The sequence below is a fragment of the Salmonella sp. SA15303 genome, assembly GCF_029962125.1.
Taxonomy (GTDB): Bacteria; Pseudomonadota; Gammaproteobacteria; order Enterobacterales; family Enterobacteriaceae; genus Salmonella; species Salmonella enterica.
In genome coordinates, this window is sequence record NZ_CP123924.1 from 2,207,179 (window position 1) to 2,224,979 (window position 17,801).

General features: G+C 51.5%; 22 protein-coding genes. 8 read left to right on the forward strand and 14 right to left on the reverse strand.

Annotated elements, in window-relative coordinates; translation table 11 throughout:
- The first annotated feature begins 25 nt into the window (after positions 1 to 25).
- From oppB to QEN31_RS10810, 5 genes are read left to right on the forward strand one after another with little or no spacing between them, the layout of a single operon-like run.
- Positions 26 to 946 carry an oligopeptide ABC transporter permease OppB gene (oppB, locus tag QEN31_RS10790; protein ID WP_000911097.1) on the forward strand — a complete coding sequence of 307 codons (921 nt, stop codon included), beginning with the start codon at positions 26 to 28 and terminating at the stop codon, positions 944 to 946.
- A gap of 14 nt (positions 947 to 960) precedes the next feature.
- Positions 961 to 1,869, forward strand: coding sequence for an oligopeptide ABC transporter permease OppC (gene oppC / locus QEN31_RS10795; RefSeq protein ID WP_000979653.1), 909 nt, complete (start codon positions 961 to 963; stop codon positions 1,867 to 1,869).
- 11 nt (positions 1,870 to 1,880) lie between these two features.
- The gene (locus tag QEN31_RS10800; protein ID WP_000058857.1) at positions 1,881 to 2,888 is read left to right on the forward strand and encodes an ABC transporter ATP-binding protein; all 1,008 of its coding nucleotides are present in this window, start codon (positions 1,881 to 1,883) and stop codon (positions 2,886 to 2,888) included.
- A complete protein-coding gene (gene oppF / locus QEN31_RS10805) occupies positions 2,885 to 3,889 on the forward strand; it encodes a murein tripeptide/oligopeptide ABC transporter ATP-binding protein OppF (RefSeq protein ID WP_000994696.1) in 1,005 nt (334 codons plus the stop codon). Before QEN31_RS10800 ends, oppF begins: the two co-directional genes overlap by 4 nt.
- A 47-nt stretch (positions 3,890 to 3,936) precedes the next feature.
- On the forward strand, positions 3,937 to 4,773 hold the full coding sequence (locus QEN31_RS10810) for an ion transporter (protein WP_000059074.1): 837 nt from the start codon (positions 3,937 to 3,939) through the stop codon (positions 4,771 to 4,773).
- 47 nt (positions 4,774 to 4,820) lie between these two features.
- Here QEN31_RS10810 and QEN31_RS10815 read toward each other — a convergent pair whose 3' ends face one another.
- Both QEN31_RS10815 and cls read right to left on the reverse strand, forming a co-directional pair.
- On the reverse strand, positions 4,821 to 5,150 hold the full coding sequence (locus QEN31_RS10815; protein WP_000425069.1) for an HI1450 family dsDNA-mimic protein: 330 nt from the start codon (positions 5,148 to 5,150) through the stop codon (positions 4,821 to 4,823).
- A 33-nt stretch (positions 5,151 to 5,183) separates the two neighbouring features.
- A complete protein-coding gene (gene cls / locus QEN31_RS10820; RefSeq protein WP_000206886.1) occupies positions 5,184 to 6,644 on the reverse strand; it encodes a cardiolipin synthase in 1,461 nt (486 codons plus the stop codon).
- 142 nt (positions 6,645 to 6,786) lie between these two features.
- Here cls and QEN31_RS10825 point away from each other — a divergent pair, with 142 nt between their 5' ends.
- On the forward strand, positions 6,787 to 6,960 hold the full coding sequence (locus QEN31_RS10825; RefSeq protein WP_001531561.1) for a YciY family protein: 174 nt from the start codon (positions 6,787 to 6,789) through the stop codon (positions 6,958 to 6,960).
- Between the two features lie 43 nt (positions 6,961 to 7,003).
- Here QEN31_RS10825 and QEN31_RS10830 read toward each other — a convergent pair whose 3' ends face one another.
- On the reverse strand, positions 7,004 to 7,300 hold the full coding sequence (locus tag QEN31_RS10830; RefSeq protein ID WP_000967605.1) for a YciI family protein: 297 nt from the start codon (positions 7,298 to 7,300) through the stop codon (positions 7,004 to 7,006).
- 223 nt (positions 7,301 to 7,523) lie between these two features.
- On the opposite strand from QEN31_RS10830, the gene tonB reads away from it, so the two are divergent.
- Positions 7,524 to 8,252, forward strand: a complete 729-nt coding sequence (gene tonB, locus QEN31_RS10835; RefSeq protein WP_001520573.1) for a TonB system transport protein TonB — start codon at positions 7,524 to 7,526, stop codon at positions 8,250 to 8,252.
- 59 nt (positions 8,253 to 8,311) lie between these two features.
- Here the strand turns inward: tonB and yciA are convergent, their stop codons facing one another.
- The 4 genes from yciA to QEN31_RS10855 form a co-directional block, all read right to left on the reverse strand.
- Entirely contained in the window at positions 8,312 to 8,713 is a 402-nt protein-coding gene (gene yciA, locus QEN31_RS10840) for an acyl-CoA thioester hydrolase YciA (RefSeq protein WP_000210317.1), read from the reverse strand.
- A gap of 160 nt (positions 8,714 to 8,873) precedes the next feature.
- Entirely contained in the window at positions 8,874 to 9,413 is a 540-nt protein-coding gene (locus QEN31_RS10845; protein ID WP_000808682.1) for a septation protein A, read from the reverse strand.
- Between the two features lie 56 nt (positions 9,414 to 9,469).
- Positions 9,470 to 10,213, reverse strand: a complete 744-nt coding sequence (locus tag QEN31_RS10850; RefSeq protein ID WP_000028507.1) for a YciC family protein — start codon at positions 10,211 to 10,213, stop codon at positions 9,470 to 9,472.
- Between the two features lie 25 nt (positions 10,214 to 10,238).
- Positions 10,239 to 10,643, reverse strand: coding sequence for a YkgJ family cysteine cluster protein (locus QEN31_RS10855; protein ID WP_000114955.1), 405 nt, complete (start codon positions 10,641 to 10,643; stop codon positions 10,239 to 10,241).
- 337 nt (positions 10,644 to 10,980) lie between these two features.
- On the opposite strand from QEN31_RS10855, the gene ompW reads away from it, so the two are divergent.
- Positions 10,981 to 11,619 carry an outer membrane protein OmpW gene (ompW, locus tag QEN31_RS10860; protein WP_000714799.1) on the forward strand — a complete coding sequence of 213 codons (639 nt, stop codon included), beginning with the start codon at positions 10,981 to 10,983 and terminating at the stop codon, positions 11,617 to 11,619.
- Between the two features lie 81 nt (positions 11,620 to 11,700).
- Here the strand turns inward: ompW and QEN31_RS10865 are convergent, their stop codons facing one another.
- From QEN31_RS10865 to trpCF, 7 genes are all read right to left on the reverse strand, one after another.
- Positions 11,701 to 12,579, reverse strand: a complete 879-nt coding sequence (locus QEN31_RS10865; RefSeq protein WP_000488349.1) for a manganese catalase family protein — start codon at positions 12,577 to 12,579, stop codon at positions 11,701 to 11,703.
- Between the two features lie 19 nt (positions 12,580 to 12,598).
- Entirely contained in the window at positions 12,599 to 13,105 is a 507-nt protein-coding gene (locus tag QEN31_RS10870; protein ID WP_001109977.1) for a ferritin-like domain-containing protein, read from the reverse strand.
- Between the two features lie 73 nt (positions 13,106 to 13,178).
- Positions 13,179 to 13,682: a YciE/YciF ferroxidase family protein gene (locus QEN31_RS10875; protein WP_001022822.1), complete on the reverse strand. Its 504-nt coding sequence runs from the start codon at positions 13,680 to 13,682 to the stop codon at positions 13,179 to 13,181.
- A gap of 89 nt (positions 13,683 to 13,771) precedes the next feature.
- Complete coding sequence (locus QEN31_RS10880; RefSeq protein WP_000807657.1) at positions 13,772 to 13,954, reverse strand: general stress protein; 183 nt, start codon at positions 13,952 to 13,954, stop codon at positions 13,772 to 13,774.
- Positions 13,955 to 14,433: 479 nt separating this feature from the next.
- Complete coding sequence (trpA, locus tag QEN31_RS10885; RefSeq protein ID WP_000443030.1) at positions 14,434 to 15,240, reverse strand: tryptophan synthase subunit alpha; 807 nt, start codon at positions 15,238 to 15,240, stop codon at positions 14,434 to 14,436.
- A complete protein-coding gene (gene trpB / locus QEN31_RS10890; protein WP_000209485.1) occupies positions 15,240 to 16,433 on the reverse strand; it encodes a tryptophan synthase subunit beta in 1,194 nt (397 codons plus the stop codon). Before trpB ends, trpA begins: the two co-directional genes overlap by 1 nt.
- Before the next feature lie 9 nt (positions 16,434 to 16,442).
- Entirely contained in the window at positions 16,443 to 17,801 is a 1,359-nt protein-coding gene (gene trpCF, locus QEN31_RS10895) for a bifunctional indole-3-glycerol-phosphate synthase TrpC/phosphoribosylanthranilate isomerase TrpF (RefSeq protein WP_001195296.1), read from the reverse strand.

The window sequence follows — 17,801 nt, forward strand, 5'->3', positions numbered from 1 at the left end:
AGGCACAGGCCAGAAGGTACGGGCAATGTTGAAATTTATTTTACGCCGCTGTCTGGAAGCGATTCCGACGCTGTTTATTCTTATTACCATCTCTTTCTTTATGATGCGCCTCGCGCCGGGGAGTCCTTTTACCGGCGAGCGCGCATTGCCGCCGGAAGTGCTGGCCAATATTGAAGCAAAATATCATCTGAACGATCCCATCATGACGCAGTACTTCAGCTACCTGAAGCAGCTGGCGCATGGCGATTTTGGACCATCGTTTAAATATAAAGATTACACGGTCAACGATCTGGTTGCCGCCAGCTTCCCCGTTTCGGCGAAACTTGGCGCCGCCGCTTTTTTGCTGGCGGTCATTATTGGTGTCAGCGCTGGCGTGATTGCCGCGCTAAAGCAAAATACGCGATGGGATTATACGGTGATGGGATTTGCCATGACCGGCGTCGTTATCCCCAGTTTTGTGGTGGCGCCGCTACTGGTGATGGTCTTTGCGATAACCTTGCAATGGCTGCCTGGCGGCGGCTGGAACGGCGGGGCGTTAAAATTTATGATCCTGCCGATGGTTGCGCTTTCACTGGCCTATATTGCCAGCATCGCTCGTATTACGCGCGGCTCAATGATTGAAGTTCTGCATTCGAACTTTATTCGTACCGCGCGGGCAAAAGGATTACCGATGCGCAGAATTATCTTCCGCCATGCGTTAAAACCTGCGCTGCTGCCGGTTTTATCCTATATGGGGCCAGCCTTTGTCGGCATTATTACCGGCTCAATGGTGATTGAAACTATTTATGGCTTACCGGGCATTGGGCAGCTTTTCGTTAATGGCGCGCTCAACCGCGATTACTCGCTGGTGTTAAGTTTGACCATTCTAGTCGGGGCGCTGACCATATTATTTAACGCCATTGTCGATGTGCTCTATGCCGTTATCGACCCGAAAATTCGCTATTGATACTGGAGCTCGCGATGATGTTAAGTAAGAAAAACAGCGAGACGCTGGAAAATTTCAGTGAAAAGCTGGAGGTGGAAGGTCGCAGCCTTTGGCAAGATGCCCGTCGGCGCTTTATGCATAACCGTGCGGCGGTGGCCAGTCTTATTGTCCTGTTTCTGATAGCCCTGTTCGTGACAGTGGCGCCTATGCTGTCGCAATTTACCTATTTCGATACCGACTGGGGCATGATGTCCAGTGCGCCGGATATGGCGTCCGGTCACTATTTCGGCACTGACTCTTCCGGGCGCGATCTGTTGGTGCGCGTTGCCATCGGCGGGCGTATCTCATTAATGGTCGGGATTGCCGCCGCGCTGGTGGCGGTCATTGTCGGAACGCTGTATGGCTCGCTGTCCGGCTATCTGGGCGGCAAAATTGATTCTGTGATGATGCGTTTGTTGGAGATCCTCAACTCGTTCCCGTTTATGTTCTTTGTGATTTTGCTGGTGACGTTTTTTGGGCAGAACATTCTGTTGATTTTCGTCGCCATCGGCATGGTCTCCTGGCTTGATATGGCGCGTATCGTGCGTGGCCAAACCCTAAGTCTTAAACGTAAAGAATTCATCGAAGCCGCGCAGGTGGGTGGTGTGTCGACTGCCAGCATTGTGATCCGCCATATTGTGCCTAACGTCCTGGGCGTAGTGGTAGTGTATGCATCGTTGCTGGTGCCCAGCATGATTCTGTTTGAGTCTTTCCTCAGTTTCCTAGGGCTTGGGACGCAGGAACCGTTAAGCAGTTGGGGAGCGTTATTGAGCGATGGCGCAAATTCAATGGAAGTCTCACCGTGGCTGCTGCTGTTTCCGGCTGGCTTTCTCGTGGTGACGTTATTCTGTTTTAACTTTATTGGCGATGGCCTGCGTGATGCCCTCGACCCGAAAGATCGTTAAGGAGTACAGCCATGAGCTTATCAGAAACCGCAACTCAGGCGCCGCAACCGGCGAATGTACTGCTGGAGGTAAACGATCTTCGTGTTACGTTCGCTACGCCTGATGGCGATGTGACGGCGGTCAACGATCTGAACTTTACGCTTCGCGCTGGAGAAACGTTAGGTATTGTTGGCGAGTCTGGATCGGGGAAATCGCAAACGGCGTTCGCATTAATGGGACTGCTGGCGACGAATGGTCGAATCGGCGGTTCCGCGACCTTCAACGGACGTGAAATTCTTAATCTACCTGAGCGCGAACTGAATACGCTGCGCGCAGAACAGATTTCGATGATTTTTCAGGACCCGATGACCTCGCTAAATCCTTATATGCGCGTTGGGGAGCAGTTAATGGAAGTCCTGATGCTGCATAAAGGGATGAGCAAAGCGGAAGCTTTTGAAGAGTCCGTCAGAATGCTGGATGCCGTAAAAATGCCGGAAGCGCGCAAACGGATGAAAATGTACCCGCACGAATTTTCCGGCGGAATGCGTCAACGTGTGATGATTGCGATGGCGCTGTTGTGCAGGCCGAAACTGCTTATTGCCGATGAGCCTACCACCGCGCTTGATGTTACCGTGCAGGCGCAGATTATGACCTTGCTTAATGAGCTAAAGCGCGAATTTAATACCGCCATTATCATGATTACCCACGATCTGGGCGTGGTCGCGGGTATTTGCGATAAGGTCCTGGTAATGTATGCCGGGCGTACCATGGAATACGGTAAGGCGCGCGATGTCTTTTATCAGCCCGTTCATCCGTATTCGATAGGCCTGCTTAATGCGGTGCCGCGTCTGGATAGCGAGGGGGCGGAAATGCTGACGATTCCGGGCAATCCTCCCAATTTATTGCGTTTGCCTAAAGGTTGTCCGTTCCAGCCGCGTTGTCCTCATGCGATGGAGATCTGCAATAATGCGCCGCCACTTGAAGCGTTTAGTCCTGGTCGCTTGCGCGCCTGTTTTAAACCGGTGGAGGAACTGCTATGAATGCTGTGATTGAACAACGTAAAGTTCTCCTCGAAATCGCCGATCTGAAAGTACATTTTGATATCAAAGAAGGGAAGCAGTGGTTCTGGCAACCGCCGAAAACCCTGAAAGCGGTGGACGGCGTTACGCTACGCCTGTATGAAGGCGAAACGCTGGGCGTGGTGGGCGAATCCGGCTGCGGCAAGTCGACGTTTGCGCGCGCGATTATTGGTCTGGTGAAGGCGACAGATGGTAAAGTCGCCTGGCTGGGAAAAGATCTGCTGGGCATGAAAGCGGATGAGTGGCGCGAGGTGCGCAGCGATATCCAGATGATTTTCCAGGACCCGCTGGCGTCACTCAACCCGCGAATGACGATTGGCGAAATTATCGCTGAACCGCTGCGCACTTATCATCCTAAACTTTCGCGCCAGGACGTGCGTGACCGCGTGAAAGCCATGATGCTGAAAGTGGGGCTGTTGCCGAACCTCATCAACCGTTATCCCCATGAATTTTCCGGGGGGCAGTGCCAGCGCATCGGTATCGCCCGGGCATTGATCCTGGAACCTAAGCTCATTATTTGCGATGAGCCGGTGTCGGCGCTGGACGTTTCTATTCAGGCGCAGGTGGTGAATTTGCTCCAGCAGTTACAGCGAGAGATGGGGCTGTCGTTGATTTTTATTGCGCACGATCTGGCGGTCGTAAAGCACATATCCGATCGTGTCCTGGTGATGTATCTCGGTCATGCAGTAGAATTGGGCACCTATGATGAGGTGTACCATAATCCACTGCATCCTTATACCAAAGCGCTGATGTCGGCGGTACCGATTCCCGATCCCGATCTGGAGCGAAATAAGAAGATACAATTGCTGGAGGGCGAATTACCTTCGCCCATTAACCCGCCTTCCGGCTGCGTGTTCCGTACACGCTGTCCGATAGCCGGGCCAGAATGCGCGCAAACGCGACCGGTGCTGGAAGGGAGTTTTCGCCATGCCGTTTCCTGCCTTAAAGTAGACCCGTTATAATCGCAAGGGCTGACAATTCGTCAGCCCTTCTTTTAGGTGAGGTTACCGTGTCACTTTCTTTGTCGTCGGTTCGCCGTCGTCTTTATCATAATCTGTTCGATTTGACTACGCGCTCAGGTCGCCGTTTTGAAGGGTTATGCGCGCTGTTTGCGCTGCTTAGCGTACTGGTCATTTTTGTTGAATCAGGCGTAGGAACGGAATATCACCTGACATTTGATGAATGGCATATTTTTGTCTGGCTGGAGCTCTGCGTTACCCTGATATTTACCGGTGAATACTTGCTCAGACTGTTTAGCTGGCCCGAACCGGCAAAATACGTTTTTAGTTTCTGGGGATTTATTGATCTGGTGACGATTTTGCCGCTGTACGTCATGTGGCTGTGGCCGGAAATTAGCCTGAACTATATGTTTGCCTGGCGCGCTATGCGAGCGATTCGCGTGCTGCGTATTCTTAAACTGCTACGCTTTATGCCATCGCTGCGGGTATTCTGGAGCGCCATTATTAGCGCGCGTCATCAGCTTATTCTGTTCTATTCATTTATTGCGATCGTGATGATTATTTTCGGTGCCCTGATGTATCTTATTGAAGGACCGAAATATGGCTTCACGACGCTTAATGCCTCGGTGTATTGGGCGATAGTGACAGTCACAACCGTGGGGTACGGTGATATTACGCCGCATACGCCGCTGGGACGTATTGTCGCGTCGGTGCTTATTTTGATTGGCTATTCGGTGATTGCGATTCCTACAGGACTGATTACCACGCACATGAGCAGCGCGTTTCAAAAACGTCACTGGCAGCGAAAATGTCCGCAGTGCCAGCAAAGCCAGCATGAACATAGCGCGCAATATTGTAACCGATGCGGCAGTAAGCTACCGGATTAAACAGGCTTGCCGGAGGGCGCAATCAGACGCCATCCGGCCTGAACCGCTTATTCGCGCCAGAGAATATGGCACAGCTTGTGGTCCTTTTCCCGGCACAGCAGAACGCGGGCAAAAATGTCGTTAATTTCGCCGTCTTCGGTATCCGCCAGGCCAATTACCACCTCGGCAAAAAAGTCTGGATTCAGGTCAAAATCGATGTGCTCTTGCCAGTCTTCAGCGGGATCAAACAACTCCGCGCCGCCGCGCTCCTCGAATTGCAAATTGAACAGAATGATATCAGCCGGATCAAGATTATCCGCCGCCAGCTCAAGAAAAATATCGTAAGCCTGCTCAAGCGTTTCGTCTTCAGTCAGGCGATTGTTCAGATCCATTTCCATAGTGACTACCTGTTTACTCATGTTGGTCACGTTTTACAGCAATGGACTAAAGAAGTAAAACAATCGCTCGGTAATACGCTGCCATAACGGACGTTTTACCCACAAACGTGCATCTAACAGGCGGGAGCGCGAAATATAATCGTCCTGTACCGCAGCCAGATCGGCGCCGAAACCCGTATCATCAATGACCAGCGTAATCTCGAAATTAAGCCACAGGCTACGCATGTCGAGATTCACGGTACCGACCAGGCTCAGTTCGCCATCGACCAGCACGCTTTTGGTATGTAACAGCCCGCCTTCGAACTGATAGATTTTCACGCCCGCCGCCAGTAACTCGCTAAAAAAGGCGCGACTGGCCCAGCCGACGAGCAGTGAATCATTTTTACGGGGCAGGATAATACTGACATCCACGCCGCGCTGCGCAGCGGTACAAATAGCGTGCAGCAGATCGTCGCTGGGGACGAAATATGGCGTGGTCATAATTAAATATTCGCGCGCAGCATAGGTGGCGGTTAATAGTGCCTGGTGAATGAGATCTTCCGGAAATCCAGGACCGGAAGCAATGGTATGAATGGTATGCCCGCTGGCCTGCTCAAACGGCATAATATTCACATCCGGCGGGGGAGGCAGAATGCGTTTACCCGTCTCGATTTCCCAATCGCAGGAGTAAACAATCCCCATTGCTGTCGCCACGGGCCCCTCCATCCGCGCCATCAAATCGACCCATTGTCCAACGCCGGCATCCTGTTTGAAAAAACGCGGGTCCACCATATTCATACTGCCGGTATAGGCGATGTAATTGTCAATCATCACCATTTTACGGTGCTGGCGAAGATCCATACGGCGTAAAAAGACGCGCATCAGATTCACCTTCAGCGCCTCTACGACTTCAATGCCAGCGTTACGCATCATGGCCGCCCAGGGGCTGCGGAAGAAAGCGACGCTACCCGCGGAGTCCAGCATAAGCCGGCAATGGATGCCGCGGCGGGCGGCGGCCATTAGCGATTCAGCGACCTGATCCGCCATGCCGCCTGGCTGCCAGATGTAAAACACCATTTCGATATTATGCCGCGCCAGTTGGATATCGCGAATAAGCGCCTGCATGACATCATCGGAGTCGGTAAGCAATTGCAACTGGTTGCCTTTGACGCCCGCAATCCCCTGACGTCGTTCGCACAGCTTAAACAAGGACGATGCGACGCTACTGTTTTCTTGCGCGAAAATGTGTTTGCAGGCTTTGAGGTCATTCAACCATTTGGCGGTAGACGGCCACATGGCGCGGGCACGCTCGGCGCGACGTTTGCCTAAATGCAATTCGCCCACGGACAAATAGGCGATGATCCCGACCAGCGGAAGGATATAGATGATTAACAACCAGGCCATTGCGGAGGGAACTGCGCGCCGTTTCATTAGAATACGTAATGTGACGCCGGCAATGAGAACCCAGTATCCCAAAATGACCAGCCAACTCACCACGGTGTAGAAGGTTGTCATAACTTTAAAAATCCTTTAGAAAGCGTGTTGTTAAGAGTTTACGCGTCAGGATTCACATGGCAAATAAAAACACGGGAAAAGCGCTGGTCTGCATCCGGCGAGGGGGTATAATGGCGCTTCTGTTACAGTGAGAGTCGTAAACATGAAGCGTAGTAGAACGGAAGTGGGGCGCTGGCGAATGCTACGTCAGGCGAGCCGCCGTAAAGCGCGTTGGCTTGAAGGGCAATCACGCCGTAATATGCGTATCCATACCATCAGGAAATGCATCTTTAATCGTCAGCGTAATTCATTACTCTTTGCGATTCACGGTGTGTGAGCCAGAAAGGGCACCGTATGCGGTGCCCAACAGGCCATCCTTTTCAAAAGATCTTCTTATACGGTTTGACCGAAACCTGCGCATAGACGCCCGCGGCGACGTAGGGGTCCGCATCAGCCCAGGATTGCGCTGCTTCTAAAGATTCAAATTCAGCAATCACCGTTGACCCGGTAAATCCGGCTACCCCAGGATCGTTACTGTCCACTGCGGGCATCGGCCCGGCAGTTAATAATCGCCCTTCATCATGCAGAAGTTGCAGGCGCGCCAGATGCGCGGGCCGTACCGAGAGGCGTTTTTCAAGCGAGTTGGCATTGTCCTGAGCGTAAATAACATACAGCACGGGTAGAGCTCCTTAATCGGTAAAAGTTGCTGATTACGTTATTGGAAAGGGCATTTAACTGCAATGTAAAGATACCGACTTTGTTAAACATGCACATTTTGTGTGGTGTTTTTGTGCGATATCATCTTTTAAATGCCGCTATCGGCAATGCCTTATTGAATATGATTGCTATTTGCATTTAAAATTCAGCTCTGGTTTTTCAACTGAAACGATTATGACTTCAATGACCCTTGATTTACCTCGTCGCTTTCCCTGGCCGACACTCCTTTCCGTAGGCATTCATGGTGCTGTAGTGGCAGGTTTGCTCTATACCTCGGTACATCAGGTTATTGAATTGCCTGCGCCAGCGCAGCCTATCACGGTGACAATGGTTTCACCCGCTGACCTGGAGCCGCCCCAGGCGGTTCAGCCGCCGCCGGAGCCGGTGGTTGAACCCGAACCCGAACCGGAGCCAGAGCCGATCCCTGAACCGCCTAAAGAAGCGCCCGTGGTGATTGAGAAACCCAAACCTAAGCCAAAACCCAAGCCAAAACCGAAACCGGTGAAAAAGGTTGAAGAGCAGCCGAAGCGCGAAGTCAAACCAGCCGCGCCGCGTCCTGCCTCACCGTTTGAAAATAGCGCCCCGGTGCGGCCAACAAGCAGCACCGCATCGGCGACCAGCAAGCCCGCGGTGAGCGTGCCCACTGGACCTCGCGCTCTGAGCCGTAACCAGCCGCAGTATCCGGCGCGAGCACAGGCGTTACGTATTGAAGGCCGCGTAAAGGTGAAGTTTGACGTGACCTCTGCTGGGCGAGTGGAAAATGTACAGATTCTATCCGCGCAGCCAGCCAATATGTTTGAGCGTGAAGTTAAGAATGCGATGCGAAAATGGCGCTATGAAGCAGGCAAGCCGGGTTCCGGGCTGGTGGTCAATATTATCTTCCGTCTGAACGGTACGGCGCAGATTGAGTAATCTCTGGCGCCGCCAGCCAGGAATATACCATCACCTGCTGGCGGCGTAAGCGGGTATACTTAACCCTGAACCGGGAGCGGGCGAGGTTTACCGTCCGGATCGACGGCAACATAAATAAACAGCGCCTCGGTGGCCTTGTAGCGCTGCCCAATCGGTTCTGACGCGACTTTTTTCACCCAGACTTCAATATTTATGCTAATAGACGTCGTACCGCGTTTAACGCAGCGCGCGTAGCAGCATACGACATCGCCAACCGCGACGGGGCGCAGAAATGTCATTCCTTCCACGCGTACGGTTACAACCCGACCGTGCGCGATCTCTTTGGCCAGTATCGCGCCGCCAATATCCATTTGCGACATCAGCCAGCCGCCAAAAATATCGCCGTTCGCATTGGTATCGGCAGGCATGGCCAATGTACGTAAAACCAGCTCGCCCTGAGGAGTATTATCCATTGTTGTCATTGTAAAACCGACTATCAGAAAAAATTACAGCCGCGATGCTACTATGAATTTTGTGTGGAGAATAGTGGGAATAAAGGTACTGACGGGAAAGCGCAGGGCGTAAAGGCGGAGAAAATATCGCCAGGCGTTCGCAGTCTGGCGATGATAAGTCACGGGAGGGTTATGATTTATCTTCCTGTGGCAGATGCCGGTAGATATAGACGCCGCTCAGCAGGGTAAAAATGAGCGTCAGCGCCGTGAGTCCAAAGACCTTAAAGTTGACCCAGATATTTTGCGGCAACCAGAAGGCGATATAAATGTTAGCCAGACCGCACGCAATAAAAAACAGCGCCCACGCCAGGTTCAGCTTTGACCAGACCTGCTGCGGCAACGCCAGTTCTTTACCTAACATACGTTGAATTAACGGTTTTTTCATCACCCACTGGCTTATTAACAGCGCGCCGGCGAACAGCGCATAAATAACCGTCACCTTCCATTTAATAAATTCATCGTTATGGAAGAAGAGCGTCAGACCGCCGAAGACGGCAACCAGAACAAAGGTAATCAGCGCCATCTTCTCTATTTTCCGATAGCGCACCCAGCTATAAATCAGCACGATTGCCGTCGCGACAATCAGTGCGGAGGTCGCCGCATAGATGTCATAAAGTTTATAAAACGCAAAAAAGACAACCAGCGGTAAAAAATCCAGAAACTGCTTCATTCTTCGATTCCATCATCAACGAGCGTCGAATGCGCCGCGTAACGGCGCATTGCGGATTATTGGCGAATCAACATATACAGGCGGAATAAGTAGATAAGCAATACTGCGGAAATCAGATTGCTCAACGTATTCGCCAGTACAGCGCCTACATTTGGGGTCAGTACAGCGAAGCTGGGCGCGAACAGCAATAGCAATGTTTTAGCCAGTAACCAGCCTATCACCGCGGGCGCGACCAGTCTCATGTTAGCCCAGGCTAAACGCATACTGCTGCGCATTGCGGCAAACACGCCCATTTTCTCTTCAACCAACATCACTGGCGCAAGCGCCAGCACAATGGCCATAATAATCCCCGGAACGACAATCAGCATTATACCGATTTGCACTAACAGGGTAGTCAGAAAAATAAGAATAAACAGTTTAGGCAATGCAGGGGCGCTGGCGCCGATAGCGCGCAGCGCGCTAACCCGATGTCCCGCTGAAACTAACTGAATCATCAGGATGATACCGCCGGCCAGAATAGCGTTGCCGATAAGCCCGGAAAACGTCGAGGCGGCAGAGGCGCGCAACAGGATCTGTTGCTGCTCCGGCGTCATATTTTGTACCAGCTCAAACAGGCCAGCGCTGCCTGCCAGATGTTCTCCTTCACTGAGTTGCGCGATTTGCGCATCGCTGGGTGAAAAGGCATGACCTAAGACCACCGTGATAAATGCGCACAGCAACGAAACCAGCAAGATAGTAATAAATTGATTTCGGAAAAAATTTCCGGCGTCACGGTAAACGGACTTCGCCGTGATAGACATGCACTCTCCTTGAGTTTTGCAGGTGTTAATTTGCGGGCAATTGTACCCTGGATAACTCTACAGTGGCAGCATCAGCAGTTGTATGGAAAAGCATATCTTTGTAAAGCGGCGGTAATCCGTATCGCGCGCGGGCGCGATTACACGCCTCATTCACTTCGCCTCCTTCGCCCGATATCGAAAATTCGCGACAGGTTGAAGGGCGGTTTTCATAAATAGCGCAACTGACGTTTTCACCCGGCGTGCCAATTAGCGCTTTACAGTGCGGCTGTTTTTGGTTGGTACCGGCCATACAACGTAAAAAAGGGGTAACAGGCTCGGTTAATGACGCCGGAACGCGTCCGCTGGCATCGTCGCCTTCAGCCCAATAAAAGGAGACACGAAAATAGGCACAACAGGCACCGCATGTCATGCATGGGTTAAGAACGCTCATGATTCACCTGCAAAAAACTAACGTATCAATAGATTACAACGGAAATTAATCTGTCCCGCAGTGTTCGCGAATCTTAACGCCACGCGCCATTGCGGGACATTGATTACCTTAGCCAGCCTTTATCGCCAGGGCAACAGGAGCAGACAAATATTTGCATAGCGTGAATATGTCAAAATTGATCTGAATTCCTATAACCAGGATTTTCAATACAAGTTCTAAATTAATCTGGATCAATAAATGTTAAATTATAAGAACAAATGTGATCTGTATTAGATCACTTATTACTTCATTGTGGGTATATTCATCACGCTTTTATAACCATAACGATGGAGCGGGTATGAAAAAATTTACAGTGGCGGCACTGGCGTTAACAACTCTTCTCTCAGGCAGCGCGTTCGCGCACGAAGCCGGAGAATTCTTTATGCGTGCAGGTCCGGCAACCGTCAGACCTACAGAAGGGGCGGGTGGTACGCTGGGGCATTTAAACGGGTTTGATGTGAGTAATAACACGCAACTCGGCCTGACATTCACTTACATGGCGACGGACAATATCGGGGTTGAATTGCTGGCGGCTACGCCGTTCCGCCATAAGGTGGGTACGGGCGCGACGGGCGATATCGCCACGGTCCACCTGTTACCGCCAACGTTAATGGCGCAGTGGTACTTCGGCGATTCCAGCAGCAAAGTGCGTCCTTATGTCGGCGTGGGGGTGAACTACACCACCTTCTTCGATAACGACTTTAACGATAATGGTAAAAATGCCGGGCTGTCCGATCTGAGCTTTAAGGATTCCTGGGGCGCGGCAGGGCAAGTTGGGGTAGATTACCTGATTAACCGCGACTGGTTAATTGGCGCCTCTGTCTGGTACATGGATATTGATACTACCGCCAATTATAAAATGGGCGGCGTTCAGCATCATGACAGCGTGCGTCTGGACCCATGGGTATTTATGTTCTCGGCAGGCTATCGTTTCTAATCGCGTGATGTTGTGACGAAAAAAGACCCCGCCAGGCGGGGTCAAAAAAGGACATGACACACGGATTTTACTTGTCGGAACTCACTTGTCTTCTTTCGGTTCGCCGCAGCCTAGTTCTGCGCCAGTGAGAGGATCAACGGTGGGGTCCGATTTCGTTCTTTCTGCCATCGCTTTGAGCAGCGCCATCTGCTCGCGCGGCAATTTCACTGTCGCCAGGCCATCGCCGCCATCAACAGCAGGCATCGGTTCTGCGACATAGTTGAAGTTCTCATCGCTATTCCAGCTACCTCGCGGATCGTCGCCTTGCGACATGTTGTAGTACACGTCGGTATACTGTTCTACCGGCGGTAATTTACCCGGCGGGAAGTTGTTACGAATCGAATACAGCGCCTTTTCAAAAGAGAGCTGGTGCGCGACTTCACGGGTCATTAAGAAACTGAGTGTGTCTTTTACGCCAGGATCGTCGGTCAGATTAATCAGGCGTTCATAAATGATCTTCGCTCGCGCCTCTGCCGCGATGTTTGAGCGTAGATCGGCTGTGACTTCGCCGATAGTATCAATATAAGCCGCGGTCCACGGTACGCCGCCGGAGTTTGTCAACGCCGGGCCGCCGCCATACAGCAGAGAGGTGATATGGCTATCATTACCATTCTGCGTCAGCGAGCGATAAAGTTCCGCTTCGTTTTCGGTACCTTCCGCCAGCTCGCCTTTAGCGCCTTTATTAAGCATTCCTACCAGTGAGCCGATAATTTCCAGATGACTCAGCTCCTCGGTGGCGATGTCCATTAACATTTCTCTACGACCGGCATCATCATCGCTTAAACCTTGCGTGAAGTAGCGGCAGGCGGCCGCCAGTTCGCCCTGCGGGCCGCCAAACTGTTCCAGCAGCAGGTTCGCTAATCCAGGATTAGGTTCGCTCACTCGCACAGTATATTGAAGTTGTTTTACGTGTCGAAACATATTGCCTCCTGCTTATTATTTATTTTTTGGCTTCAACGCCATCTGCTTCAGATCGCAGTAAAAATTGTTCCGTTGTCTGCGGAATATGTTTGATAAGCCAGTCAGCCATTTGCATTTCTTCTTTCAGAATGGCTTCAATCGTCGGAATTGAGGCAGTGTCGCCAGCTTTTTTTGCCGCCGCCAGCAGGGAGGTATAACAAGCAATTTCGAACTGCTCGAAAACATAACCGCTAATTGAACCTTTGACAATTTCATCGGAAGGGAACATGCCACCGATAGATTGCCCCATTGCTGCCATTTTACTCATGGAGTCTTTCAACACCGAACGGGAAATGCCATTACGGTCCAACACTTCTTCGAGCATGGTAATTTGATGTTTGGTTTCACTAATATGTTGTTCAATTCTGGCTTTTATATCAGGATAATTTTCAATACGGCTGGCCATAGATTCAAGCATCGATTCTGCCTGTTTTTCCATGGCATGGGCGTCACGAAGCCAGTCATGATAATGTTCAGTATAATTCATTTTACATTCCTCAATGCGTGATAATCTGCTCCGATAATAAAATCGGAATCATGCAAGCTGATAATTAAAAATATTATTTCGATTTGCGTTCAGCACTTTTATTAACATTGCTGACTGCTAAATCGGTAAGTTTTAAATCAGTTTGTTTTTCCTCGTCGAGGGTTTCTTTGAGCAGTTTTAATGCTTTGCTATAGCCGAGCTGCTCGGCCAGGGTGGCTAGCGTGCCGTAGCTGGCGATTTCGTAATGCTCGACTTTTTGCGCCGCGGCGATAAGCGCTGCATCGCGTACTTCGTTTTTCTCCGTACTTTCGATGACTTCATTGGCTTCTTCAATCAGCCCTTCCATAGCGACGCATTTCATTCTTTTCAGTTTAATGCCAGATTCAGATTCGACGATCTGATCAATACGTTCAATCTGACCCTGGGTTTCTTCAAGATGAGATTGAAAGGCCTGGCTTAATTTTTCATTGGACGTGGCTCTGGCAAGTTTAGGAAGAGCCTTGGTTAATTGTTTTTCTGCACTATAGGTATCTGAAAGTAGATGGATAAAAAGGTCTTCAACGGTTTTGATATTCATAAATCTAATTCTCCTGGGCAAAATACTGCGAGCCAGAAGACTCGCAGATTGCTTGATAAAAGCATGTGTTATATTTACATTACAGTAAATCAGGAATTATCGGATTTACGTCCGCCGTGACTATTCTGACCACCTTTTTTACCGGCTTCAGAAGCTCGTTGCGGATCGTTTTTGAAATTCCCGCCGCTATGCTGACCGCCTTTGCGGCCCGCTTCAGATGCTTTTTCACGATTCTCGGCGAAATTTCCTGAACCACCACGATGTTCGGCCATATTATTTCTCCTGTCTCGTTGCTTGCTGAAAAAATCGGTTTTAACCGTGTCGACACCCTATTAAAATTAGTTGGTTAAACCGATTAGTCAAATTGACGGAAATAGTTGTGATTTACCGCGTAAATAACGCACAAAAAATGGTTTAGAGATAATATATTCTATATTTTCTTTTAGAATAAGCGATTTAACAGGAAATGCTTTGCATTGTTATTAATAACAATCGTCACTATCTGCGGCCCTGGAAACGTTAATGCATTGTTTGTTGACATTTCTTTACATAAAGGCGGGGGAAATTGACGTGAAAACGCTAAATTTTTCGGCGTGATTAGGAGTTTTCTTAGCAAAAATTGACTTCAGACTTTTTGAAAGCTGGACGGGGAATAACACCAAAAAGATTGATGATGTACGTCTGAATCGTGATTCTGGTTCGGCGCCAGCCACTCATTAAGCCGCCAGCGTTATGCTGACGGCTTAACCCGTTATGCGCGGCTGGCGGCTTTCATGGCTGAGACAAAGGACCTGAGCTCCGCCAACATCTGTTTGGGAGACGCGAGGTTTTTCTCGATAATCTTGACAATGGCTGAGCCGGAGATAGCGCCAGCCGCCCCGGCACGCACGGCCGCAGACACCTGTTCCGGCGAGGAGATACCGAAGCCCTGTAACGCAGGCGCGGCATGGTACTCTTTAAGCTTCTCAATGAGATGATGCAACGGCAATGCGCCACGGTTTTCCGCGCCGGTGACACCCGAACGCGAAAGCAGGTAGGTGTAACCGCGGCCGTAAGATGCGACCTGGCGCAGAAGATCGTCATCCGCATTTGGCGGGCAGATGAAGATCGGCGCGATATTATGCCGTAACGCTGCCTGGCGGAAGGGGGCCGATTCTTCAACCGGGACATCTGCGACCAGCACGGAATCTACGCCAACCTGTTCACAACGGGCATAGAACGCATCTATGCCGTTATTGAACACCAGATTCGCGTACATTAGCAGGCCAATCGGAATGGTCGGGTGTTTTTCACGAATCAGCGCCAGCATTTCAAAACACTGAGCCGGCGTGACGCCAGCGGCGAAGGCGCGTAAGTTCGCATTCTGGATGGTAGGGCCATCGGCCAGCGGATCGGAGAAGGGAACCCCCAGTTCCAGAGCGTCGGCGCCAGCGTCAATCAGTGTGTCAATAATTTTCAGTGACTGTTCAATGCCAGGGTCGCCCAGGGTCACGAAGGGGACAAAAGCGCCTTCCCGGCGATCGTTGAGTTGGGCAAATAAATTTTCGTAGCGTTCCATCAGATTTCCCCTCGCGCTTTCAGGATATCGTGTACGGTAAAGATGTCTTTATCTCCGCGGCCAGAGAGATTGACCACCAGCAGTTGCTCTTTTTCCGGCTGCTCGCGCATCATTTTCAGAGCGTGCGCCAACGCGTGGGAGGACTCCAGCGCCGGGATAATTCCCTCATGGCGGCACAACGTTTTGAAGGCTTCCAGCGCCTCATCATCGGTAATGGAGACATAATCCGCGCGTCCGATGCTGTTCAGGTACGCATGTTGCGGCCCAACGGACGGGAAATCGAGCCCGGCGGAAATGGAATAGGACTCTTCAATTTGCCCGTCTGCTGTTTGCATCATCGGCGCTTTCATCCCGAAATAGATGCCAACGCGACCATGTTTAAGCGGCGCGCCATGCTCGCCGGTTTCAATACCATGACCACCAGGTTCAACGCCTATTAGCCCGACGCTGGTATCATTAATAAAATCGGCAAACATCCCGATAGCGTTTGAGCCGCCACCGACGCAAGCGATAACGGCATCTGGCAGACGGCCCTCTTTGTCGAGGATTTGCGCTTTCGTCTCTTCGCCAATCATGCGCTGGAACTCGCGAACGATGGTGGGATAGGGATGCGGTCCTGCCGCCGTGCCGAGCATATAGTGCGCGGTTTCGTAACTACCGGACCAGTCGCGCAGCGCCTCGTTACAGGCATCTTTTAGCGTAGCGGAGCCGCTATGAACCGGGATGACCTCAGCGCCCATCAGACGCATACGGAAGACGTTCGGCGACTGGCGCTCAACGTCTTTGGCGCCCATATAGATACGGCATTTCAGACCCAGCAGGGCGCTGGCGAGCGCAGAGGCGACGCCGTGCTGACCGGCGCCGGTTTCAGCGATAATCTCGCTTTTACCCATCCGTTTGGCCAGCAGCGCCTGACCCAGTACCTGATTGGTTTTGTGCGCGCCGCCGTGCAGTAAATCTTCGCGCTTTAAATACAACGTGGTACGCGTACCGGCGGTAATGTTCTGGCATTTCGTCAGCGCGGTGGGGCGTCCCGCGTAGTTTTTTAGCAGATCGGCGAATTGCGCCTGAAATTCAGGATCTTTTTGCGCGCTGACGAAGGCCTCTTCAAGCTGGTTCAGCGCAGGCATCAGGATCTGCGGCACATACATGCCGCCGAATTCACCAAAGTAGGGGTTGAGAAGTGTTGTCATGTTTTTTCCTTAATATGCGCGCAGTGTCTGAAAAACTGAGGCCAGAAGACGAGCATCTTTGATGCCCGGCTGTGACTCCACACCTGAATTAAAATCGAGACCGGCACAGCCGACTTGCGCCGCCTGGACGCAGTTATCGGCCGCCAGCCCGCCCGCCAGTAACACATTATCCAGCGGTTGCCCCTGTAGCAGTGACCAGTCGAAGCGCTGCCCGCTGCCGCCTTGCCCATTGTCGAAAATGTATTTATCGACATGGTGATAATCGCGTGCGGGAAGGGCATCGCTAACGCTCAGCGCCTTCCAGATTTGCACCTGTTTCGGCAACGCCTCGCGCAGCGCGTTGACATACGCCTGGTCTTCGCTGCCATGTAGCTGTACGGCAGAAAGCGACAGGACGGCGGCTTTCTGGCAAACATCGGCGATATCAGCGTTCTTGAAAACGCCGACATACTGCAATGGCGCGCCGCTTATCACTTCTCGCGCCTGCTCAACGCTAACCGCGCGCGGAGATGAGGGCACAAAAATCAACCCGCCATATATTGCGCCAGCGTCACAGGCCGCTTTAGCGTCCTGGGCGCGGGTCAGGCCGCAGACTTTATTTTCGCCAAGCAGCACGCGACGGACGGCGGCGTTAAGATCGTCATGCGCCATTAACGCGGAGCCAATTAAAAAACCGTTGGCGAAGTGGCTCAGTTCGCGTACCTGACCATAGGTGTTAATCCCGGACTCGCTGATGACAGTCACGCCGTGGCCCAGTTTTGGCGCCAGCTGGCGGGTGCGATTCAAATCAATCGACAGATCGCGCAGATCGCGATTGTTGATACCTACCACTTTTGCGCCTAACGCTATCGCGCGCTCCCGTTCTTCGTCATTACTGACCTCCGTGAGCACGCCCATTTTCAGACTGTGCGCGACGGCGGAGAGTTGGCGATACTGTTCGTCATCCAGAACCGAGAGCATCAGTAAACAGGCATCGGCCTGATAGTAACGGGCAAGGTAGATCTGATAGGGATCGATAATAAAATCCTTACACAGAATCGGCTGCGGCGCGCTTTGGCTAACGACCGGCAGAAAATCGAAGCTCCCCTGAAAATATTTTTCGTCGGTGAGCACCGAGATCGCCGAGGCGTAATGTTGATAAATACTGGCAATACGCGCCGGATCGAAATCGTCGCGAATCACGCCTTTTGATGGCGATGCTTTCTTACACTCCAGAATAAAGGCGGTACGCGCGCCCTGGAGCGCATCATAAAAATGGCGTGTACTTGGCTGGATCTCATTTTGAAAACTGGCCAGCGGCTGTTGCTGTTTGCGGGCTTCTACCCAAATCGCCTTGTCTGCGACGATTTTCGCTAAAACGGTTTGCAT